15 protein-coding genes are annotated in these 22,107 nt (G+C 58.4%); 11 read left to right on the top strand and 4 right to left on the bottom strand.

Going from position 1 to position 22,107, the window contains the following annotated elements; genetic code table 11:
- Positions 1-56: 56 nt before the first annotated feature.
- Entirely contained in the window at positions 57-830 is a 774-nt protein-coding gene (locus AB8B29_RS33555) for an alpha/beta fold hydrolase (RefSeq protein ID WP_092577586.1), read from the top strand.
- 382 nt (positions 831-1,212) lie between these two features.
- Here the strand turns inward: AB8B29_RS33555 and AB8B29_RS33550 are convergent, their stop codons facing one another.
- The 3 genes from AB8B29_RS33550 to AB8B29_RS33540 all read right to left on the bottom strand — a co-directional run bounded on the left by AB8B29_RS33550 (position 1,213) and on the right by AB8B29_RS33540 (position 3,593).
- Positions 1,213-1,803, bottom strand: coding sequence for a mobile mystery protein B (locus AB8B29_RS33550; RefSeq protein ID WP_037201520.1), 591 nt, complete (start codon positions 1,801-1,803; stop codon positions 1,213-1,215).
- A complete protein-coding gene (locus AB8B29_RS33545) occupies positions 1,800-2,261 on the bottom strand; it encodes a mobile mystery protein A (RefSeq protein ID WP_037201522.1) in 462 nt (153 codons plus the stop codon). Before AB8B29_RS33545 ends, AB8B29_RS33550 begins: the two co-directional genes overlap by 4 nt.
- 216 nt (positions 2,262-2,477) lie before the next feature.
- Entirely contained in the window at positions 2,478-3,593 is a 1,116-nt protein-coding gene (locus AB8B29_RS33540) for a hypothetical protein (protein ID WP_439007061.1), read from the bottom strand.
- Between the two features lie 147 nt (positions 3,594-3,740).
- Between AB8B29_RS33540 and AB8B29_RS33535 the strand changes: the two genes are divergently transcribed.
- Both AB8B29_RS33535 and AB8B29_RS33530 read left to right on the top strand, forming a co-directional pair.
- Positions 3,741-3,950: a helix-turn-helix domain-containing protein gene (locus AB8B29_RS33535; RefSeq protein WP_037201537.1), complete on the top strand. Its 210-nt coding sequence runs from the start codon at positions 3,741-3,743 to the stop codon at positions 3,948-3,950.
- Positions 3,951-4,384: 434 nt separating this feature from the next.
- On the top strand, positions 4,385-4,603 hold the full coding sequence (locus tag AB8B29_RS33530) for a DUF6500 family protein (RefSeq protein WP_037201539.1): 219 nt from the start codon (positions 4,385-4,387) through the stop codon (positions 4,601-4,603).
- 127 nt (positions 4,604-4,730) lie between these two features.
- On the opposite strand, the gene AB8B29_RS33525 is transcribed toward AB8B29_RS33530, so the two are convergent.
- The gene (locus AB8B29_RS33525; protein WP_037201528.1) at positions 4,731-5,636 is read right to left on the bottom strand and encodes a LysR family transcriptional regulator; all 906 of its coding nucleotides are present in this window, start codon (positions 5,634-5,636) and stop codon (positions 4,731-4,733) included.
- A gap of 130 nt (positions 5,637-5,766) precedes the next feature.
- Between AB8B29_RS33525 and AB8B29_RS33520 the strand changes: the two genes are divergently transcribed.
- The 8 genes from AB8B29_RS33520 (at position 5,767) to AB8B29_RS33485 (ending at position 22,096) form a co-directional block, all read left to right on the top strand.
- Positions 5,767-6,177, top strand: coding sequence for a DoxX family protein (locus AB8B29_RS33520; protein WP_425350062.1), 411 nt, complete (start codon positions 5,767-5,769; stop codon positions 6,175-6,177).
- Positions 6,174-7,094, top strand: a complete 921-nt coding sequence (locus AB8B29_RS33515) for an NmrA family NAD(P)-binding protein (protein ID WP_245297672.1) — start codon at positions 6,174-6,176, stop codon at positions 7,092-7,094. Before AB8B29_RS33520 ends, AB8B29_RS33515 begins: the two co-directional genes overlap by 4 nt.
- Positions 7,095-8,132: 1,038 nt before the next feature.
- A complete protein-coding gene (locus AB8B29_RS33510; protein WP_037197766.1) occupies positions 8,133-8,627 on the top strand; it encodes a hypothetical protein in 495 nt (164 codons plus the stop codon).
- Between the two features lie 484 nt (positions 8,628-9,111).
- Positions 9,112-9,789 (top strand): invasion associated locus B family protein, encoded by a 678-nt coding sequence (locus AB8B29_RS33505; RefSeq protein ID WP_439007060.1) that lies wholly within the window; start codon positions 9,112-9,114, stop codon positions 9,787-9,789.
- Positions 9,790-9,809: 20 nt separating this feature from the next.
- Complete coding sequence (locus AB8B29_RS33500; RefSeq protein WP_439007059.1) at positions 9,810-11,561, top strand: ShlB/FhaC/HecB family hemolysin secretion/activation protein; 1,752 nt, start codon at positions 9,810-9,812, stop codon at positions 11,559-11,561.
- 52 nt (positions 11,562-11,613) lie between these two features.
- Complete coding sequence (locus AB8B29_RS33495; RefSeq protein ID WP_439007058.1) at positions 11,614-12,048, top strand: hypothetical protein; 435 nt, start codon at positions 11,614-11,616, stop codon at positions 12,046-12,048.
- Between the two features lie 88 nt (positions 12,049-12,136).
- The gene (locus tag AB8B29_RS33490) at positions 12,137-21,790 is read left to right on the top strand and encodes a hemagglutinin repeat-containing protein (protein ID WP_439007057.1); all 9,654 of its coding nucleotides are present in this window, start codon (positions 12,137-12,139) and stop codon (positions 21,788-21,790) included.
- Complete coding sequence (locus AB8B29_RS33485; RefSeq protein WP_051963638.1) at positions 21,791-22,096, top strand: YrhB domain-containing protein; 306 nt, start codon at positions 21,791-21,793, stop codon at positions 22,094-22,096.
- The last annotated feature ends 11 nt before the right edge of the window (positions 22,097-22,107 follow it).

Genomic DNA, 22,107 nt, shown 5'->3' with positions numbered 1-22,107 from the left:
GCAAAAGCAAGGTCTGCCTCACCGAATAACGTTCCCTAAAGCAAAAGGTAATTCCCATGATTAAGTTGATAACTGCCGCGCTGCTCGGCGCCGCGGCGCTCGGTATGACCGGTTCGGCGAATGCTGCCGAAAAGCCAGCAATCGTCCTCGTCCACGGTGCGTTCGCGGAAGCGTCGAGCTGGAACGGCGTGATCAAAAAGCTGGAAGCTGATGGATACTCCGTCACAGCGGTCGCAAATCCTCTCCGTGGTGTTAAATCCGATGGCGACTATGTGCGCCATCTCCTCGCCAGCTTTAAGACGCCGGTGGTTCTGGTCGGTCACTCATACGGCGGATCGGTCATCTCCGAGGCCGCGTACCCGTCCAAGGTAAAGTCGCTGGTCTTTGTCTCCGCATTCGCGCCAGACACTGGCGAATCCGCTATCGATCTCTCAGGTAAGTTTCCTGGGAGCACCCTTGGTGGCACGCTTGCGGCACCTGTAGCGCTGAATGATGGAGGAGAGGACCTGTATATTCAGCAGGACAAGTTCCACAGCCAGTTTGCCGCCGATGTTCCGGAAGCTGCCGCGAAGTTGATGGCGGCAACCCAGCGCCCTGTCACGTCGGCTGCCCTGGGGGAGAAGTCCGTGAATGCCGCGTGGAAAAATATCCCGTCCTGGTTCATCTACGGCGACGCCGACAAAAACATCCCGCCGAAAGCTATTGCTTGGATGGCGGAACGCGCCAAGTCCAAAGATACCGTCGTTGTGAAGGGCGCATCGCACGTCGTCATGGTTTCCCATCCCGACAAGGTTGCGAAGATCATCGAAGAGGCAGCGACAGCCAAGTGATTTGACGCCTTTGAGATTCGAGAAGTTCACACATTCCGATGTCGCCGACATTCATGAAGTCGGAGCGTGATAGAATTTTCAATGGCTAAATGAGGTGCGGTCGCTAGCTTAGTGGCCGCATTTTTCAAGTGGCGGCTCAGCGCTTGTTCCGTAAATCATGAAGCGCCTAGTCCAAGGCATCGAGGCCGAAGCAGTTTATATTGAAAAATGCTTGGGGCACACATTAACCCACCTCTCCAAGCGAGTTCCATAATTGCCATTGCCGATCTAAAACAAGTCAAAATATTGATATCACACTTATATTTGGTTTCAACATTGAAATTTTACCGAGGGGTCGTCGGTTCGAAGCCCTTCAAGGCGAGCGATGCGCAGTCGACGGCCGTCAGATACGCGCGAATTCCAGCAGCGGTGCAATATCATGATTGTCTGCCGCGCGCAGGGCTGTGACGTATCGAGCGCGCAGTTTACCAACATCGGCCAGACTGCCGCCGCCCCAACTGAATCGCTCGCCGCCAAGGCGTTCGATCAGAAGGTCGGCCGCCAGGCGAGCGTGGCGGCCATTTCCGTTCGGAAACGGGTGAATCGCGACCACGCGATGGTGGAATCTGATCGCAATCTCATCGGGCGGAAATGTCTCGTGCTCGATCCAATAGCGGATGTCGCTCAATAAGCTGGCAAGCTCTACGCCGATACGGTAAGCCTCAACGCCGATGTTGCGCTCCGTCGTTCGGAATGTGCCGGCCCATTCCCAGACGTCTCCGAACATCCGCTTGTGCAGTGTTTGCATGAAGTCTTCGCTGAGCATCCGCTTAAGCGACGCGCGCCGGCGCGCCCAAGCCGCACCTTCCACAATGTTTTCCTGCTCCGCCTCGTTGAGGTCACGACGGTGGGTTATCCATGTCTGAAGCAATCCCTCTCGCTCATGCGGTTCAAGGGGTGTGGCGTCCTCTGGCTCCTGAAAAAGATCTGTCATGCCTCGTTCCAGAGGTCGCGCTCGGAGAGCTTATCGCGAATGTAAGCCTGCACTCGGGATTCGAAGTCCACTTCGTCTGTGCCTTGAGCTTCGAGCCGCATTGTATGTGCGACGCGCTGAAGCTCGCGAGTTGCGATTTTCCTCGCGCGCGACTCGATGACAGTCTCAAGTGAACTGTTTGGAACGAGGGCGTAGACGAGCGTGCAATCCAGCGCCTCAGCAGCGCGCCGTAATGTATTGAGTTGGATTGTGCCTGCGGCTTCAGACTTCTCGATGGCTTCAACAGTTTGAGGGCGCACGCCAATGCGTTTGCCGAGCTGCGCACCCGTCATCCCGAGCGCGTCGCGTAGTGCGCGCACCCATCCCTTCGGCGGCGCCCTGAACCGGTCAATCGGTTGGAGCGCTCGAAGTCTTTCATCGAGCCGGCGGCGCCCCCTTTTTCGACTGTCGCTCTTCATCTATGGTCCTCAGACTGCAACCTGATCACGAGCCAATCCTTATCAGTATACAAGCTGATTATCAATGCATTTTAATCAGCCTATAATCTGATCTTCAGGCAGAAAAATCAGCCTGTCGTCTGCAAACGGAACGAGCCGACCAAGGTGAAAACGCGGGATTTCAGGTAGGTGCGGATTTGAGGTACACGCCTGGCCAGCCGCTCGGGTAAGATGTCATCAAGAGGATACCCGCAACGCCTTTGGCACCTTCCGCGAGAGCTCATCGACCGTCGCCATAACTCGGTTCACCTGTGACAGCGTAGACGTAAGCTCTGGGGCATATCTGATGACGTGATACTCGTTGCTTGTGGAGAGCGTTGCCAGGTGCGCCACCGTACGCTTGCGTAGAACAAGGCCAGCGTCAGACGCTAAACGCGCCCGCTCGCCAAGGTCGTGCTGAAGACCGCGGATCGCGGAGGGGTCCACGCCTTTGGCGAGCAAGAATGCATTCAGATAGAGCTCCATCGCATGGAGCGCCAGAAGACGCTGCGGTGCCTGGTTGGGCTTGGACGAGCCCTCGCCAAGCTTGCTGGCCGCGTCTTGGTAATGCTTCGCCAAATTTAGAATGCCTCGTACGCCTGCTGCGTTGACGGGATATGCAGGTCCATTGCATGATTTCGGCCGGCGCTTCTCCGCAACGCGGATAAGATCCTTCAGCATCGTCCGCAGCTCGGGCCAAGGGGTATCTTCGAGCGTCAGGCTGGGATCGTGCATGACGATGAGGCAATGGAGCTTTGCGGTGTCTTCGATGAGCGAGGAGGGCCGTGTGATCCACATGACACGTCCGGATATCCCGGCTCGTTCCGCGAGCTCTTGTTCCTGAGCGACCGCCGCACTGAATCCCAAACGCCGATCGGCTTCCTTCCATCGTCTCCGATGTCTTCGAAGCTCGGCTCGCGCCTGAGACAGGTGTTCGGCATCGAGCTGAGCGGCCATTCGATTGATGTCGGCAAAAGAGTGAACCTCGACGGCGCCATTCTTTCCAACATTGCGTAGCGTCGCGATCGGAAGACCACCGGCCTCTTCGAGCAATTGTTTTTCCAGCTTTTCTCTAAGACGGGTGGCTCTCACGCGCTGCTGGTGGCAGGCATACCAGCGAGGCCACATGTCTCTGACGGGCGTCGGGCTGCTAGATTTCCAGTGATCGCCGGGTTCTACAACAAGCGTGCTCAAGAGGCGTGCCGCGACGGGAAGAAGGTTTCGGCGGTCGATGAGGTGCGGCAGGTTTTCCGACGTGCCGCGCTCCGGATTTTCTTTTCCACGCGTAGTTCTGCTATTCTCAGAATCAGCCATGATCCGAGCTCCCTAAAAGCTTGAATTGCGGTCAGGCCGCGTAGAGTGTCGCAAGCACCCTGCGTGGCCGCTGTGAACCGTCGCATAGAGTTTGAATCATATAGAGATTATGTCAAGGTTATAATGTTGAATGCCGATCAAATCCGAATGGCGCGAGCTGCCCTTAGGTGGGGCGTTCGCGATCTGGCAAGCCGCGCTAACATTACGGCGGCTACCGTGACGCGGATCGAAGCCGGTCGTCCAGGGTATGCCGCGACGTTGGAGGCGATACAGGTAGCGTTCGAGGCTGCTGGCATCGAGTTTATTCCTGAAAATGGTGGCGGCGTCGGCGTCCGCTTTTCCAAACCAAGAGATTGAACTGGCGCGGATTGTGCGGCGAGTTGTCAGTCTGGGTAGGCTTTCCTCTAGGAAATCAACACTGTCAGGCCGAAATGGAGTTTCATGGAAGTGCTACCAGATGAACGTGCCGCGCGTTGTGCCTCTGCGGTCCAGTAGAGAGACGCTCGTAGCGTCAACTAGATGCGGATCTGGTCAGCCATATCTACTCCTGAACAATGGCGGCGTCATAGCGCTCAGTTTTGGGCAAATCAAGCGGTCGTCGGCGCTCGTACGCGTCAAGCCTCCATGCTCATTCCTGTGTCTTCTATTGCCGAACGGCTCGTGACCGCGGGCCGAAATGGAGTCGAGAGCAGGTATTGCTCACACAATTCGATCTGTCCACGGATCTCAGTATTTCTGTGGCGAGTAAGGCATGGTAGCTCGAAGATGAGTTGCGAAGTATGAGGCACACCATGAGACTAACCCTAAGGGCGAAAGCCATTTCAGTCTGCGACGACAAAATCTCAAAAAAGGGTGAAGGCGTTGGCCTGTCATTCTATGCATTCTTTGCAAACAAGAACGACGACCCCGACCTCCTTATGGAAGCCGCCGAGTGGTGGATCAAAACCCATGCTCTCGATCATTTCGAGAAGGCGACTAAAATTCGTGAGATGATTAGATCTGGGCAGTAGGTGACGACCGCTTTCAGGATCGTGCCTGTCTGCGTTAAACACTTGCCATGGGGTCGTTCGGCCCGTCGGCAAAGCGCCCGCATCCTCGCCGTTCTCGGGTAAAGTGGGTCGTCCCGAAAGCGGCCATCTATTCCAGATACGGCGTCAGCACATCTTCGATCCATTTCATGAACGTGCGGACTCGGCGCGACAGATTGCTCCTATGTGCTACGACGAGGGACACCGGGATCGCCCGGCGACGAAAATCGGGCATGATCTCCACAAGCGCTCCACTCTCGAAGTATTGGCCGATTCCCAAGACTGGCGCCTGAATCAGGCCAAGGCCGGCGAGGGCAGCGGCGTCGTAAGTCTGCGCGCTGTTGACGTGTAGCGCACCCGGCAACTGAAGCGTCGCATAACCGTCGCCGTCCGGATATTCCCATCCATGGGGTCTTGCGCCCAGCATCGTCGAAAAATGAATTGTCCGATGCCCCTGGCGCTGGAGATCTTCTAGCGATCGAGGAACTCCATAGCGCGCCAGATAGGCGGGACTGGCAGCGTTGGCCATGCGCAACAGGCCCAGTGGGCGGGCAATCAGCGTTTCGTCCCTGATGGGACCAAGGCGCAGTACACAGTCGAACCCTTCTTGAACCAGATCAACTTGCCGATCCGTACTCGATACCTCCAGCTCCAGTTCGGGGTGAGCCGCCATGAAGTCCGGCAGCGCCGGCACGATCGTTGTGCGCGCCACCTCGGTCGGAAGATCGACCCGCAAACGCCCGCGAAGTGCCACGCTATCGCCTGCGAACATCGAGTGTAGGTCATCGACCTCGGCAAGCAGATCGCGGGCACGGGCATGAAATGCGCGTCCATCTTCCGTCAACTGCACGCTGCGCGTCGTCCGGTGCAGAAGCCTGACACCAACTTCTTCTTCCAGCTTCCGGACCGCCGTTGATGCCCTCCCTTTTTGGATGCCCAGGCTATCGGCTGCTCGGGTGAAGCTCCCCATTTCCGCGACCGTTATGAAAATCAGGATGGGTTCGAGATTCTGCATTGTCGAGCCTCGGTATTGTTCGCCGCAGAGAGAACAGTTGGTTCCATTCCTGGGTGTTTATCATATCCAAGAGACACAGTAGCCTTCGAAATCAGATGATCTCATCGGAGAATGACAAGTGTCCGAAACTATGAACCGGCTTCCGATGCCTGACACTAAGACCTTGCATCGCTCCTTGTGGGCTGGCCGGATAATGAGCGCGTTTGTCGTTACCGCTCTGGCGGCAGATGGGACTATTCAGCTTTTCGCGCCGGCGCAGATCGCGAGCATGTTGCAGGAAACAGGATTCGCGATGGACCTGACCCGTGTCGTGGGTCCGATCATACTCGCCTGCGCCATCCTTTACGCCATTCCGGCCACCACCGTCCTCGGTGCGATCCTGGTGACGGGCTTTCTGGGAGGTGCGATCTGCGCCCATGTCCGTATCGGTGAGTTGGGGTCGCCGCCGGAAATCATTTCCTTGGCTCTCGGCGCGATGACATGGGGCGGGCTCTATCTGCGCGATCCCCGTGTCCGGGCCATTCTGCCGCTCGTCCGTTGAACAAACAGGGGCATTTTTCTGTCCCTAAAAATCAGGAGAAACGCATGTTTTTAGTAATGGGAATTACCGGAAAAGTAGGCGGTGCAACCGCAGAACATCTGTTGGCACAAGGCAGGAAGGTACGCGCGCTCGTCCGCAATCGCGAAAAGGCGGCTAGTTGGGCGGCCCAAGGCGTTGAGCTGGTAGATGGCGATTGGAATGACTCGGCAGCCATCGAGCAGGCGCTAAAAGGCGTTGAAGGTGCGTTCGTTATGTTACCTTCTGTATGGGCGCCTTCGCCCGATTACAAAGAAGCAAAAGGCGTGATTGCGAACTATCTTGCAGCGCTCACCAAGGCAGCGCCGCCGCGGGTGATCGCGCTTTCGTCGATGGGTGCGAACAGAACTAGCGGGCTGGGGATGATCACGGCGCTGTCGCTTCTGGAGCAGGGGTTTCGCGACCTGGCATCTCCGGTCACCTTTGTGCGCGCAGGCGGATTCTTCGAAAATTTCCTCTACGGCTTGCAGGTCGCCCAGGGTGGAACGCTACCGGTCTACTATAATCCGACAGACCGGAAATCGACCATGGTCGCGACGAACGACATCGGCGCGGAGGTCGCAACCCTTTTGGTCGGGCCAGCCTGGTCAGGACAGCGCGTCATCGAGCTCGGTTCGATGGTCAGCGCGGATGAAGTCGCGGCGCAATTGGGTGAAGTCCTGAATCTCGACGTGAAAGCCTTTGCAGTCCCGCGTGCAGGGTGGGCGGAAGCGTTCGAGCAGTTCGGCATCCCGAAGGGCCGCACCGGACCTGCCGAAGAAATGTTTGAGGCCGTGAATGCAGGATGGATGGCCCTCGGAACCGAGGGTACGGAGCAAGTGGCGGGTACGACGTCCGCACGCGATGTCTTCGCGGCTGCACAGAACGCCGCCAAGGCGTAAGCCGGGGACGGATCAGGCATGACGGAGACTACCCGCTTCTGCGTCCGACGCGTCGCAGGAGGCACTCAACAGCTCAAGTCAACACGAGGCGCGTCTACTCCCGCCCAATCTTCTGAATCTCCGGATAGTGGACTTTTCGGCTTAGGAAAAGTCCGCTATCCGTGTCTTTTCATTTCATAGCGGTCCGACTGCTATCGACCCCAAGGTTGACAGGCCGGTTCCGGCTTGAGCAGTCTGTCCGCAAGGCGCCATAAAGCGGTCATCCTGGTGGATCGCTATTTTCGCCAAGCCTCAAGAAAGGCTCCATAGTTATGTGCGCTCCTCTAACGCAGAAGCAAGTGACTTGAAGCGTTTGAGGATACCGCTTGCATATGGGTTTGCCCCCAAGATTGCCTCAAGCACTTCCGGCGCGTCGTGCCGGACCATCTCCACAGCGGACATCATTGCCTCGAAGCTCCTGGTCGTCATTCGAGTCTGCCTGAGATCCATTTTCACAAGCAAGTTCGCGATGAGATGCGTTAGTCCTTGGGCCTGGGCGGCATCGCGATCGTGTTCGTCCGGAGCCGTCACAATGACTTCCAGACCCACTTTCGGCAGAACGCTGCGACACGCAAATGCGGCCCGCGAACGGGACAAATTGCGATCCGCAGCTTATGCATACCGTTCTGCGCACTTTGGGGTCCGAACAGCGGATGCGTTCCCACAATTCCCACTGTTGTAAAACAGCACCGAAGCGGGAACCCATGGCGTTATTTTCTACATCATTGAAAATAAAAAGAGAATCTCGAAATCACCGGGGTCTCAATCGGCGCCGATCGGGGACCCGCTCAAATCAAAAATGTCTATTTTTATCAGACAGTTATCTGAAACTATGGGTGGGGTTACAGTTCGGCGCTGACTCACATCTATCTCCATCAAGGCAGCAATTGGTGGATCGCACGGCAATGGTGCGGGCAACCTCAACTCTCCTCAGCGACGTGACAGCTTTTGCTACCTCTGGTATTTCCATGATTGATGCTCAGGTCGGGAGAGACTTTCATGCAAAAACACGCCATGGCTCTGACGGTGGCACTTGCGATATGCACCCACATCGCCGAAATGACACCAGCTTTTGCCGCAGATGACGCATGCGCGTCTGTCAGGGCCATGACGGATAAATTCAATGCCACACCACGAATTCGGTTGGTCGGCACCAATTCTCTTGAGGCAATCCATTTTACCACCCTATATGTTGACACTAAGCAGTGGTGGCATGGCGATTCCAAACCGTGGCATGTAGAACCACGCCAATATTCAAAAACCAATGATCTCGAAAACTGCGAACATCTCGGGAGCGAAACGATAGATGGCGTCCAGACCGAAATTTGGTCTTACGACCACCTATCGTACCAACAGGTTGATTACTGGAAGATTTGGATATCAGTTGATACGGGGTTACCGGTGAAATCCCATTTCAAACGGGTTCGGCCGAAAGCCGTCATCGAGTGGGACGGCACTTACACGTACGGCCCTGATATCAAAGATCCCGTCTGAACTACAGCAAATCGTAGAGGCCCACACTAAAACTTGTCGTGGGAAACTCTCAATTTAACGATCAGGCAGTATATGAGCCTTGTGCTGAGCGAATGGTGAAGCTGCCGCTCGCTCCAGGCCCGCCGCCTAGATTATTTCCCACAACTTAGAATCTTGGCGTAAACAGCAACGTGTGTCTTCACGAGGTACCCATCCATGCAGGTAAAGGTCACGGCGTAGTTGCAAATTTTGACCTTAGATCTGCGCGAATATGGCGAATAGCAACTATGATGTTGCGGATTCAACACGTCTCTCCAAAAACGAGCGCGAATTGGTGCGCCGCACCCGCTACTTTTTGATGCATAGATTAGAAGTCTGCTATGTAGCGCCTTAGCCGATGACAGGTTGCACCGCGTACTGGTGCTGTTCCATGAATTTGATGATTGATCGCAGGACAAAGCCCCTTTGTCCTCTTTGAAGTCCCTTTGCTTTCAGGAAGGTTCGCATGACGTTTTCGGCGCAGGCTATGACATATGCCATCAAGTCCCTCGCATCCGTAATTCTCGTTTCATCGGCACTATACGCGTCATCCGCCCTTGCTCAGGAGCAGCCGTCAGCCGCACCTGCAGGCACGGATGCCCAGCAGAAACCAGCCGAGGCGGTAAACGGCCAGCAGCCACCAGCGCCGCAGGCGCGGGTGCAGAAGTTCGACGACTGGTATTATCGCTGCATCGACAGCAGAGCCGCAGACGGCTCTGCAGCTACGCATTGCGAAGTGGCGCAGATCGCGACGGTGAAGCAGGGCGACCAGGACGTCAATGTTCTGACGCTGGCGATCGCCAAGGCGACAGATGAGCCAGCCGCATCGAACAAGAAATCGGCAAAGCAGCCGGCGAGCGAGCTGGTCCTGACGGCGCTCGTGCCACTCAACATGTATCTGCCGGCGGGCTTGAGCATCGACGCAAGCGACAAGCTGGTGGTTCAACTCGCCTATCGCAATTGCAATCAGGCCGGCTGCTGGTCGCAGCAGAAGCTGGATGCCAAGATGATCGCGGCATTGTCCAAGGCAGCGGATGGCACCGGTCATGTGCAGCTGATGAATGGCCAGAAGGTCAACATCAAGTTCTCGTTGAAGGGATTGTCGGCGGCGCTGGATGCGCTGCAGAAGCCTGCTTCCAACTGACGCAAAGGCAGGCATCTCTTATGACGTCAGCCCGGCGCCCAGCTGCTCCTCGCCAAAATGTGGTTTTGACCGCCAGCGCCCTGCTGGCGGCAACTTTTGCCGTATCGCCTGCGGCCGCCCAAACCCCGAACGACGACTTCGCGCGCCGTCAGGCCCAGCAAGCCGAGCAGCAACGTCTGGAGACATTGGGTCGGATGACGCCGAAGCCGGCGCAAGCCGAGGCTCAGGCGCCTGCGGCAGCTGGGGGAAAGAAGGTTGGCCCATGCTTTGCCATCACCCGTATCGAGGTCGAAGGCGTCAGGCAGATTTCGGCCGCTGCCATCGACAAGGTCACAGCACCCTATGCGAACCGTTGCGTCGGTGTCGGCGAGATCAATGGCCTGCTGCGCGACCTGACACATCTCTACCTTGATAAGGGTTTTGTGAGTTCGCGTGTCTACGTGCCGGCCCAGGATATCGCTAAAACCAAGGTGCTGCGCCTGGTCGCCGTCGAAGGCACGCTGTCCGACATCTATATCAACGGTAAACCCGCCTCCGGCTCCGGCGTGCTGGCAACGGCCTTTCCCGGCATGAAGGGTGAGATCACCAATCTGCGCGACATCGAGCAGGGTCTCGACCAGATCAACCGTCTCTCGTCCAACAACGCCAAGACCGCGATGTTGCCGGGCAAGACCGACGGCACCTCGATCCTCAATGTCGAGAACAAGCCGGAACACCCGTGGCATCTCTCCTTCGGCAACAGTAATCTCGGGCAGGAACAGACGGGGTATTCCAAGTCCTCGGCGTCCGTCGGCTATGACAACCTGTTCGGCATCAACGATCAATGGAACTTTTCATACGAGCATAGCGGCCCGGACTATCCCTGGCGCGACGATGGCGTGGGCAAGAGCAACAGCTATTCAGGCAATGTCAGCGTGCCCTATGGTTACTGGACCTTCTCGGCGAATGGCTCCTGGTACGAATACGACAGTTCCGTTCCGGGGAACTTCGGGCCGCTCCAGACATCCGGCGACAGCAAGCAGTTGGGCGTGGGTGCCGATCGCGTGATTTTCCGCGACAAGGACTCGATCACCACCCTCAACAGCGGCCTGACCTACAAGGAAACCAACAATTTCCTGCTCGGTAACAAAATCGAGGTTGGCAGCCGCAAATATACGGTTGGCGATCTTGGTATATCTCATTCGCGCCGCATGCTGGGTGGGCTTTGGGTTTTCGACCTATCCTATAGCCAGGGCCTCAATCTCTTTGATGCAGTCGCGCCCGGCGATGTCGGTGCTGGAGACGCGGATCCTCGTTTTTCCAAATTCACCGGCACGATCACCATGACGAGGCCGTTCGAGCTTGCCAGCCAACGCTTTGAAGTCAATTCGATCGTCACGGGGCAATATTCCCCCGACAATCTGTTCGGGGCCGAGCAATTCTCGCTTGGCGGTTATTCCACCGTCCGCGGTACGCGCGAGACCATGCTTTACGGCAATAACGGCTTCTTCGTCCGCAACGATCTGGTCTGGCGAACGCAGCCCTTCGCCGGCAATGCGGAGCTCGCAAAAATGTTCGGTGAATTCCGTCCCTACGTCGGTCTCGATTATGGGCGGATTGCTTCACAGGCGCGCTATCGGATTGATGGTGGCGACATGTTTGGCTGGACGGTCGGGGCCAAATTTGCCGGTGGAAACGTCAATTTCGATATCGGCTATTCGGACGCGCTGGCCGGCACGATCGATAAAAAGAATGCAGGCCTGCTCTTTGCGAGCGCGGCGGTGCGGTGGTGATTGGCTAATTTAGGGGAAGTAAATGGGGTTAATTCGGCCAAGGAATAACAAGATGGTGCGATCGGACACGCTTCCGATTGCAGCGCTCCTCTGCTGTGCGATCGCCCTTTCGGGTTGCGGTGGCCGCGAGGCGCATCCGATCGCGGCGACCAATGTCGGTGATAGCGGGATGGATTGCGGCGGCATCTCCCGCGAGTTCGAAGCCAATGAGCGCCAGATCCTTGCGACGGTCAAGGAGCGTTCTCAAGCACAAGGCAAGAATGTCATCCTGGGTGCCACCGGTGTCCTTCTGTTCTTCCCGGCCCTGTTCTTCATGGACCCCAAGTCCCCGGAAAAAGTCGAGATCGATGCGCTGCGCAATCGCAATCAGGTGCTGAGTGATTTCGCCCGTTCACGTAAGTGCCCAGTGCCGGCGTCGAAACTCGGCGACCTATACAAGAAGCTCGATGGCGGTGCGCAGACGGCGCCCGCCAAGAAAGATCGTTAAGGCGGCGGCGGACGACGGTCCACCGCCGTTGTCACTTAGACCCGCAGTGCATGAGACGAGTTGGCGTTCAAAGAGACGGAATCGAGCGATGAGCAAGCAGATCGGACGGCTTTCCAGCAAAGCAAAAGTCACCGTAGCGCGGGACCGCAAGCGCTTGGTCCACCATCTTATCGGCCTTGCTCAAAAGTCGCTCGCCATCGTCCTCAGCGCACTTCTCTTCCTGCAGCCGGCAATCGCCAATGCTCAGTCGGTCTCTGCGGCCGGATCGGCACCCGCAGCCAACCAACCAGGCGTAGGTGCTGCGCCGAATGGCGTGCCGCTGATCGATATCGTCACTCCAAACGGGGCGGGTCTGTCGCACAACAAGTATGACAACTTTAATGTTGGCACTCCCGGCCTGATCCTCAATAATTTCAACGGTGAAGTTGGCACGTCGAACCTCGGCGGCGTTACTCCGGGCAATCCGAATCTGAGGAATTCCGGTCCGGCCTCGGTCATCCTCAACGAAGTGACGAGCGGTAATCGCTCCGCCCTGAATGGTCCCACCGAAGTTTTTGGTGGTCGGGCTGATGTCATCATCGCAAATCCTAACGGCATCACGTGCGCCGGCTGTGGCTTCATCAACACGCCGCATGCGACGTTGACGACCGGTGTGCCCAACATCGGCACCGACGGAAGCCTGACGGGCTTCACCGTCAATGGTGGCGACGTCACCTTTGAAGGCGCTGGGGCAAATCTTGCGACCGCTCCTGGCGCTGTCGACCTCTTCGACGTCGTTTCACGCCAGATCCATGTGAATGCCCCGGTCTACGGCAAAACCATCCGGCTGACGGGCGGCGCCAGCCAGTACAACTATGCCACCGGAGAGGTGACGGCGCTGACCGCGACCTCTGGCACACCGGAATATGCCATCGACGGCTCAGCCCTCGGTGCTATGCAGGCAGATCGCATCAAGGTCGTCGTTACCGAGAAGGGCGCCGGCGTCAAGATGAGCGGCGACATGGCGGCCAACGCCGGCGAACTGTCGCTATCGGCCGACGGCAAGATCTCGATCGGCAATGCCTCGGGTAGGGATGGTGTCACCATCAGTTCCAAGAGACAAGTCTCCGCCGCCAAGATCACCTCGAAGCAGAAGGTGGCGGTCCAGGCCGATCAGGGAATCACGCTGCAGTCGGTCGCCGCCGATAGCGATATCGTGCTTGCAAGCGGTACTGGCCTGCTCAGTGTCTCTGGCGACATCACCAGCGGCACGACAGTGCAGATGAGCTCGGGCGGCGGCATTGCCGCCGGCAGTGTCACGGCAGACAATGGCGTCGCGACGCTTGTCGCCACCTCCGGCGATCTCGCGATAGCGGGCGCGGCCAACAGCACCGGCGACCTCAATCTGACCGCCACGGCCGGTTCGATCTCGGCAGCTTCGCTGCTAAGCAACCAGACGATCGCCTTGAACGCCGGCGTCGATATTGTTGTTGCAGGTAACGTGCTGGCGCAAGGCAATGTCAGCGCCACCGGTCGCTCGGTGTCCACCGGTCTGGTCGTCTCGGGCATCAATATCGCTGCCACGAGTGCCGACCCGAGCGGGAATGTGGTTCTCGGCTCCGCCGGGAATCTCAGCCTCACGGCCAGTGGTGGCAATATCGCGACGGGCAACCTGCTATCGGCCGGTACGCTGAATACCACGGCGACCGGCAATATTACCGCAGGCAGCCTTCAGTCTACCACCGATCTGACGGTAACTGCGGCGTCGCTGACATCAAGTAGCCTCACGTCACATGGGCTGCTCTCCGTGAATGCCGCTACAAATGTGAGTGGCCAAATTCTTGGGAGCAGCAACATCCTCATCTCAGGGGCGGCCATCCAGGCCGGTGCCATTGTCTCCAGCGTGGATTTCGCCGCCACGCAGGCGGCCAACGGCAATCTTGTTCTTGGCAACGCCGGCGACATGACGCTCCAGTCCTCGGGCAGCCTGTCAGCCAATACGCTGCTTGCCGGGGGAATGATTTCCGCCACATCCGCCGATCTGACTGTCGGTAACATCACTGGTCACCAGACCATCACGCTCACAGGCAGCTCCAGCCTGACGACCACCGGCCAGGTTCTCGGTGCCGGCAATGTTTCGCTCTCGGGCGGCATGGTCTCAGCCAACCAGATCGTTAGCGGCCTCGATTTCGTCGCAACGGAAGCCAATGGCGGCAATATCACGCTTGGTGCTGCCGGTGATCTGACCCTACAGGCCTCCGGCACTCTGACTGCCAATGCCTTGCTCTCAGCCGGCACGATCACCGCCACGGCGGCAGATCTCGGTCTCGGCAGTGTAACGGGTCACCGCGATATCTCGCTTTCGGGTAGTAACAGCCTCACCGCGACCGGCCAGATCCTCGGAGCCAACAACATTTCGCTCTCGGGCGGTACGGTTTCGACCGGCCAGGTGGTAACCGGGGTCGATTTCGCCGCCATGGCGCAATCCTCGACCGGCGCTATCGTCATCGGCTCGGCAGGCGACCTTACGATCAATGCCACCAGCGCTACGGCCGGACCGCTGCTGGTCGCCGGTGATCTCAGCGTGACAGGCGGCTCGTTCACCGGCTCGAATGTCACGGGTCATGGCAATGTCACGGTGAACGCTGCGACAAATCTGACCGGGACGCTTCTGGCTGCGGGTAATGTCGGCATCACCGGCGCCAGCATCACCGCGGGCACGCTTGTCTCAGGTGTCGATTTCGTGGCAACCGGGCAGTCTGCCGACGGCAGTGTCGTTCTTGGTTCGACGGGGGGCCTCACGCTCAAGGCCACAGCCGGCAACATCAACGCTGCTAACCTGCTCTCGGCTGGTACGACGAGCGTCACTGCAAGCGGCAGCATCGGCAATAGCGTCGCCACCAATGCGGTTGCTCACCAGAACCTGACCATGACGGCCGGCGGCACGATCGCCCTTACCGGCCAGTCTATGGCGGCAGGCAATGTCAGCCTGGAGGGCCAGTCGATATCAGCTGGAAGCCTGGTTTCCGGCGTGGATTTCGCGGCGACGCGTGCCTCCAGCACCGGCGCGCTGATGCTGGCACAGGGCAATGCTCAGTCCGGCACGATGACACTCACCACCACCCATGGCGATATCACCGCCAGCAACGCGCTGCTGTCCGGTGGGAATCTGAGCGCCGTAGCAAATGGCGGCATCAGCTACGCATTACTGCAGAGCCTTGCCAGCGCCTCGCTGACCGCGCCGGGTACCATCAGCTACACAAACAACACCAATGTCACCGGCAATCTGACCATCGACACCGGCACGATCGATCTCTCGGGAACACGCGGCGCCAAGCTCGCTGTCGGCGGCACGCTATCGGTCACGGCCACATCCGCGAACCTGACCGGCGGCAGCCTTGTCCTCGGCGGACTGGCGCTCAACCTCAGCGGCCAGGCCGATCTGACCGGCGCAAACGTGAAGACGGCCACGAATGCCGGCGGCTCGGGCGATATTGCCATCACCGCAGGCAGCCTCGCATTCAGCGACACCACGACACTGCTGGCTGCTCATGATCTGACCTTAACCTTGCCGACACTCTCCAACAGCGGACAGATCGCAGCTGCCAACAACCTGACGATCAATACCAGCGGCGATCTCACCAATACATCGACTGGTCTTCTCTACGCCGGCAATGACGCTTCGCTTCTGGTTGCGGGAACGCTGACCGACAATCAGGGCGCCATTCTCGCCGGCAATGACCTGACGATTGCAGGCAGCAGTCTCAGCCAGCGCAACGGCGCGACCACCAACATCTCCGGCCTCATCCAGGCTGGCGGCGACATCTCCATCCTGACGTCCAATTTGACCAACAAGCGGTCGACAACCCCGACCTGGGTAACGGGTCAACTGATTTCGTCGGGCAATGTCGTTGGCACCTTCGTGCTCAATCCCGCCGTGGCAGGCCAGCCGTTCGCCTATCTCGAAACCAGCGACCAGAACATCTTCCAGCTCTATCCCGGCATTAACCCGCCGGCGTGGCAGGACTATCAGCCGCTCCTCTGGTCTCAGGCGACCCTTGCCGACGGCACGAGCTATCATGCCTGGACCTGGACTTCCGCGAACGGGCCGGTTCTGGTGGGACCGATCTTCGACTGGATCAAGGCGCGGGTGCCGAAGGATGCCAACGGCAATCCCGTCCTCGATCCCAACAATCCGTCGAAGTATTTTATCGTCGATGAGGTCGTCAGAAACGGCACCGATGCCAGCACGACCTATACCTGGGATCCGACCAGCAATCTCAGCCAATCGGTTTATGAGGACCGGTTCACAAGCGCGCTCAGCCCCGAGGCGGTGATCCATGCCGGTGGCAATCTCACTGTCGATGCGACTAACCTCACCAATTCCTACAGCAGGATCGAGGCAGGTGCCAACGCGACGCTCAGCGGGTCTACGCTCACCAACGAGGGCGTCGTCCTTAATCGCACCACGACGCTGACCTGCAGCGCCCAGAGTGCTTGCACCGCCTTCAACGCCGATGGCACGGCCGATCCGTCGCGCGATATCGCCAACGGAACGTCGATCGTGTCGGGTTCGCAGGTCATTGGCGGCGCGGCTGGTACCCTCAAGGCAGCCGGCGCGCTAACCCTCAACTTTGGCACGGTCAACAACACGTCCCTTGGTTCAACGGGTGGCAGCGCGACCGTCAGTGCGCCTTCGACATCGAGCGATCCGTTGTCCGCCCTGAGCGGCCTGACCGCAGGCGGCGCCCTGTTTGCGGTCAATAGCGCGCTGTCCAATGTCGCTGGCAATAGTGTGCCTACCGCCGGTGGCGGCCTGACCGCCGCACTCGGCAATCTCACCCAGATCTCCGCTGCAAACGTTGCGCAGCTCGCCGCCCTGGCGAAGCCGCAATCCGGTGGCGTCGGCGGCACGGTCCCGGGACAAGCCTTCATTTTTGAGACCCGCGCGGCCTTCCTCGACGTCTCGAAGTTCTATGGCTCGAGCTACTTCATCAATCGCGCCGGCTACGACCCCGAGACCAATATTCCGTTCCTCGGCGACGCCTATTTCGACAACCAGCTGATAGATACGCAATTGCGCCAGCTGGTCGGCGATGGCCTTGGAAAGGGCTCCTTCATTCCAGGCAACAGCGCCATCGAGCAGATGAAGACCCTGCTCGACAATGGCGCTGCCTATGCCGAGGCCCATGGTCTTGCTTTTGGCCAGGGATTGACCGCTGAACAGGCGGCTAATCTGCAGCAATCCATCGTCATCTACCAGGCGCAGACCGTCAATGGCGTTCAGGTGCTGGCTCCAGTCGTCTACCTGTCGGCGGCCGACCGGGCTAAGGCGGGATCTGGCGCTGGCGCAATGATCGCCGGCAACACGGTCAATCTGAACGTCGGCGACCTGAACAATTCCGGCGCGGTCGCCGCCGCCGGTGGCCTCAACATTGCCGCAAGCTCGATCAAGTCGACTGGTACTTTTTATGCCGGCGGCAACGCCAATCTCACCGCCTCGAATGGCATCACGCTTGCCGCCCAGACGATGACCATCGGCGGTCAAAATCTGGTCAACCTCAATGCTGGCGTGTCGGCCGGCGGCAACATCCAACTGGCCGCCAACAACAGCGATCTCAATCTCAACGGCGCCACCGTCAAGGCTGGCGGCAATGCTGAGCTCTCCGGCAACAATGTCAATCTCGCTGCGGTTAAGGCTGACAATGGGGGTCAGCAGAATGCGACAGGCGCACGCGTCAATGCGGGCGGAAGCCTGAACATTGCCGGCACCAACGACGTCAATATCATCGGCTCTTCCGCCAAGTCGGGCGGCGATCTCAGTGTCAAGGCCACGAATGGCGCCGTCAATATCGTCTCGACCGATGTCGCTCGCAAGACGGATGACGGTTATATCAAGACCAAAGGCACCGACCAGCAGGCCTCGCAGCTTTCCGCCGGTGGCAATCTGCAGGTCAATGGCAATACCGGCGTCCTGATCTCTGGCTCCGATCTGTCGGCTAAGGGCGATCTCGGCCTGACCTCGAACGGTGACATCAACGTTACCACCGCGCAGAGCCAGAGCGCCTCCGTCTTCGGCAAGGGCTCTTCATCGTCGATCACCAACAACGGCTCCACCATCACTTCCGGTGGCGATCTGGTCGCGAAGTCCAACAGCGACATCAACGTCATCGGTTCGAGTATGGCGGCCGACGGCAAGCTCGGTCTGCAGGCGAAGAACAACGTCACCATCGCCGAAGCGACCGATGGCTATACGCTCGATGTCAAAAGTTCGAGCAAGAAGAGCGGCTTCCTAGGCTCGACGAAGGAGAACGCCTCCGGCCATCTGGAGAATACCACGGCCGCTGGCTCGTTACTCTCCGGCAAGGGCGGCACCACCATTATCTCCGGCGGCGACACCACCGTCTCGGCGTCCAAGGTGACGGCCGGCGACGCCACACATACGTCCGGCGCGACGACCGCAGGCGGTCGCGCTGACATCAATATCCAGACCGGTGGCAATCTCATTGTCACCGCCGGCAAAGACACTGAGACCGAACACGACAGCGCCAAGCGCAAGGGTTTCCTGCGCAGCGGCAGCGCCAGCTATGATGGCTACAACGAAACGACGGTCGGCTCGCAGCTTTCGGCCTTCGGCGACGTAAACCTTGATGCCGGCAAGGCCGCCGCCATCGTCGGCTCGAAGGTCAATGCCGATGGTTCGCTGAATGTCTCCGGCGAGAGCGTCTCTATCATCGGCGCGCAGGAGAACCACCAGTCCGACAGCCAGCGCAAGGACTCCGGCCTGTTCGTCGGCTCCGGCGGCGGCTTCATCTCGCTCTACGGCAAAAACGAAAAGCAGGGCCAGCAATCCTCGACTGATAATGTTGGCTCCACGCTGACTGCCGGTGAGGACGTCAATCTGACGGCAAGGGCGACCGACCTCAACATCATGGGCTCGTCGGTCACCGCCGATCGGGACATCAACCTGTCGGCCGCACGGGACGTCAATGTGACCCCAGGTGCCGAGAGCTCATCCCAGGCGGAGCAGCAGAAGAAATCCGGCTTCGGTCTCGCCTTCTCGGCGGGCGGTGGCGGCTTCTCGATCGGTATCGGCGTGCAGTCGACCAAGGACAGTACAGCGCAGCAGTCCGATACCAATGCCATCTCGGCACTCACCGCCGGCCGCGATCTCAATATCTCTGCCGGCCATGACGTCAACCTGCAGGCGACCAGCGCTTCGGCCGAGCGTGACGTCAACCTCTTCGCCGGCAACGACATCAACCTCCTGTCGGCCAATGACGTCACCAATTATCAGGAAGCGCATGAGAAGACCTTCGCCGGTGTAACGCTCACCGTCTCGAGCCAGGTTGGCAAGGCAGCCCAGAGCATTATGAACTCGGCCGAGCGCCTGTCGGATAGCGGCGGTGTCAATGCGGTGACCAACACGGCCATTGCCGGCCTTGGCTTCTACCAAGGCTTCAAGGACCTGCAGGGTGTCTACGATCAGTATCAGAAGTCCGGTGATATCGGCGTCAATGTCTCGCTGACAGTCGGCGCCAACCATCAGGAGAACAGCTGGTCCTCCTCGTCTTCGAGCCCCGTCGTCACCGACATCCGCGCTGGCCGCTCGATCTCCATGACGGCCGAGAATGGCTCGATCACCAGTGATGGTGCGCAGATCCTGGCTGGTTACGACAAGAACGGCATACCGACCGTCTCCGGCGATCCGCTGACCGGCGATATCTTCCTGTCGGCTAAGAATGGCGACATCAATCTGAATGCCGCCACAGGCACGTCCGATTCGACAAGCGCCAATAGCTCCTGGAGTGCTGGCATCGGGGTCGGCGCGACCTTTGGCGGTGGCGGCAAGGGCATGGGAGATCTGGGATTGGTCGCCAATGCCGGCTATGGCAAGGGCAGCGCTGATACGAGCGGTCTCAGCCACACCAACACCCATGTCAACGGCACCGGTGACATCACCATCATCACCAACGATCTGACGCTGCGTGGCGCGACCATCACCGGCAACTCGGTCACCGCCGACGTCAAGAACCTGACGATCGAAAGCCAGGTGGATACGGCCAAGGCAAAGGCCGATCAGCTCAACCTCTCGGCTTCGACCGGCTTCGGTTCGACCAGTGTTTCCGGCGTCACGCAGAAGGCCAAGGGCGATGCGGCCGTTGTCACCGAGCAGTCGGGCATTCACGCCGGGGCAGGGGGTCTCGACATCAATGTCAGCGGCCAGACCAGCCTTGTCGGTGGTCTGATCACCAGCGATGCGACCGCGGACAAGAACCACTTTGAAACCGGCACCCTGACGGTCGCCGATATCGATACCCATTCGAGCTGGAAGGCCGATACCTTTGGCGGCTCGATTGGCACGGGCGGCCTCTCGATCGCTCCGCCGGTCAAGGTGAGTGAGAACAAGACCGGCGAGGCGCTCTCCGCCATCGGCGGCAATATCCCGATCACCATCACTGATCCTGCCCACCAGTTGCAGGATATCGGCTCGATCCGCCGCGATACCAGCAACACAAATACCTCGCTGCCTGGTCTGCCGGACCTGCAGAACATCCTGCACGATCAATACAAGACACAGGCCGATATTCAGGCTGCTCAGGCGACCATGGCAGGCCTGGTAGCAACGATTGCCAATCAGTTTGTCGAACAGGCTGATACTCCGGCCGAACTTGCCTTCTGGGGCGAAGGTGGTGCGGGTCGCGCATTGTTGCATGCAATTGGCGCGGGTGTCCTCGGCGGCGTTAATGGTTGGGAAGGTGCCCTTAAAGGAGCGGCTGGCGGCGCCACATCGACCCTCCTTGCCCCAGCGATCGATGAGCTCGTCACAGGCTTGCTCAAAGGCACAAAGTTCGAAGGTACGCAGGAAGGTCAACAGCTCTCCCTTCTGCTCGGACAAAGCCTGGCCGCCGTTGCAGGGGCCGCCGGTGGAGGAGAAGGTGCTGCCTACGGAGCTGCAAACTACCAATTCAACTATCTGAACGATAAGCAGTACTTCCAGCTCAAGAGCATGGATATGGCCTGCAAGGTCGGTGTTGGTGGCGCTTGCGATATCGTCAAAGACCTGCAGGATCTCGACCAACTTACCACCCAGACGCTGGCAAGCGCTTGCGGCGCTGATATCGGATCAGACGATTGCATTTCCGCGCGGCGAGATCTCGGAGCTGCCATTTCATCGATCGGCGCACAAGGACTCGGCCTGTCAGATACAGAACGGCAGCTACTGGAGGGATACTACGCTGAGCTGCAGTCCCTTCAGAGAGATCCCACCGGCACAAAGCAAATACTGGACGCTATAGCGGGAATCGTTTTGAGTTCGCCGCGCGCCGCCACGGCAATAGACGAGCTTGCCAATAGCGGAAATCCGCTGGCTGGCTCGATCCGAGGCGTCAATCCGGGCTACCCGTATTTAGAAGGAAGAACAGATAACTGTGTCAATTGCGTTATAGCGACAGATGCCGTGTTAGCGGGGCGACCAGCTACAGCACTTCCAAGTAAGACAGCTCAACCAATTGCGGTATTGGAAGACTTCTACGGGACGCGATTTGGCGGTCCCGTGAGTGTCAAGAATATTGAGCAACAGATACAAAGCGCGGGCGATGGTGCTCGGGGCATTGTGTTTGGCTCAAGAGGAGCCGTCACAGGACATGTATTTAATGTCGTGAACCAAAATGGTACCGTTCGCTTCTTGGATGGACAAACTGGTGGGGCTGCAAATCTGAGCGACGGGTTCGTTTCATTTCAATTATTAAGGACAAACTAGATGATCACGATGGAGGAATCAGAAAATATCGCGAAATCTATTCTCGTTAAAAAAGAGAAAGAGATTGGTTTCGAACTCAAAATTTCTCTCATTAGAGAAACAGAATATGGCAACGTTTACTTCTACAATTCGAAAGAATACGTAGAGACGGGAAATTTTAGGGCGAATCTACTTGGAAATTCCCCATTTATTGTTGATATTGAGGATGGTGTTGTTCATTTTTTCGGAACCGCATTTTCTCTTGAGCGATACCTTGGTGAATATGCAAAGTATCGGTCGCAATATGGGGAAATGAGAACATTTTGAGTTGGCCAGCG

Origin of the sequence: Rhizobium sp. 11_C7_N12_5 (assembly GCF_051811145.1) — a bacterium.
GTDB lineage: Bacteria > Pseudomonadota > Alphaproteobacteria > Rhizobiales > Rhizobiaceae > Rhizobium > Rhizobium lusitanum.
This window is presented reverse-complemented; position numbering and strand designations above follow the sequence as displayed.

Excerpts from the sequence above, each read along its gene's own strand:
- AB8B29_RS33525 (WP_037201528.1), bottom strand. The coding sequence starts at position 5,636 with ATGCAGAATCTCGAACCCATCCTGATTTTCATAACGGTCGCGGAAATG.
- AB8B29_RS33485 (WP_051963638.1), top strand. The coding sequence starts at position 21,791 with ATGATCACGATGGAGGAATCAGAAAATATCGCGAAATCTATTCTCGTT.
- AB8B29_RS33510 (WP_037197766.1), top strand. The coding sequence starts at position 8,133 with ATGCAAAAACACGCCATGGCTCTGACGGTGGCACTTGCGATATGCACC.
- AB8B29_RS33530 (WP_037201539.1), top strand. The coding sequence starts at position 4,385 with ATGAGACTAACCCTAAGGGCGAAAGCCATTTCAGTCTGCGACGACAAA.
- AB8B29_RS33540 (WP_439007061.1), bottom strand. The coding sequence starts at position 3,593 with ATGGCTGATTCTGAGAATAGCAGAACTACGCGTGGAAAAGAAAATCCG.
- AB8B29_RS33550 (WP_037201520.1), bottom strand. The coding sequence starts at position 1,803 with ATGACAGATCTTTTTCAGGAGCCAGAGGACGCCACACCCCTTGAACCG.
- AB8B29_RS33490 (WP_439007057.1), top strand. The coding sequence starts at position 12,137 with ATGAGCAAGCAGATCGGACGGCTTTCCAGCAAAGCAAAAGTCACCGTA.
- AB8B29_RS33535 (WP_037201537.1), top strand. The coding sequence starts at position 3,741 with ATGGCGCGAGCTGCCCTTAGGTGGGGCGTTCGCGATCTGGCAAGCCGC.
- AB8B29_RS33520 (WP_425350062.1), top strand. The coding sequence starts at position 5,767 with ATGAACCGGCTTCCGATGCCTGACACTAAGACCTTGCATCGCTCCTTG.
- AB8B29_RS33555 (WP_092577586.1), top strand. The coding sequence starts at position 57 with ATGATTAAGTTGATAACTGCCGCGCTGCTCGGCGCCGCGGCGCTCGGT.
- AB8B29_RS33495 (WP_439007058.1), top strand. The coding sequence starts at position 11,614 with ATGGTGCGATCGGACACGCTTCCGATTGCAGCGCTCCTCTGCTGTGCG.
- AB8B29_RS33505 (WP_439007060.1), top strand. The coding sequence starts at position 9,112 with ATGACGTTTTCGGCGCAGGCTATGACATATGCCATCAAGTCCCTCGCA.
- AB8B29_RS33500 (WP_439007059.1), top strand. The coding sequence starts at position 9,810 with ATGACGTCAGCCCGGCGCCCAGCTGCTCCTCGCCAAAATGTGGTTTTG.
- AB8B29_RS33545 (WP_037201522.1), bottom strand. The coding sequence starts at position 2,261 with ATGAAGAGCGACAGTCGAAAAAGGGGGCGCCGCCGGCTCGATGAAAGA.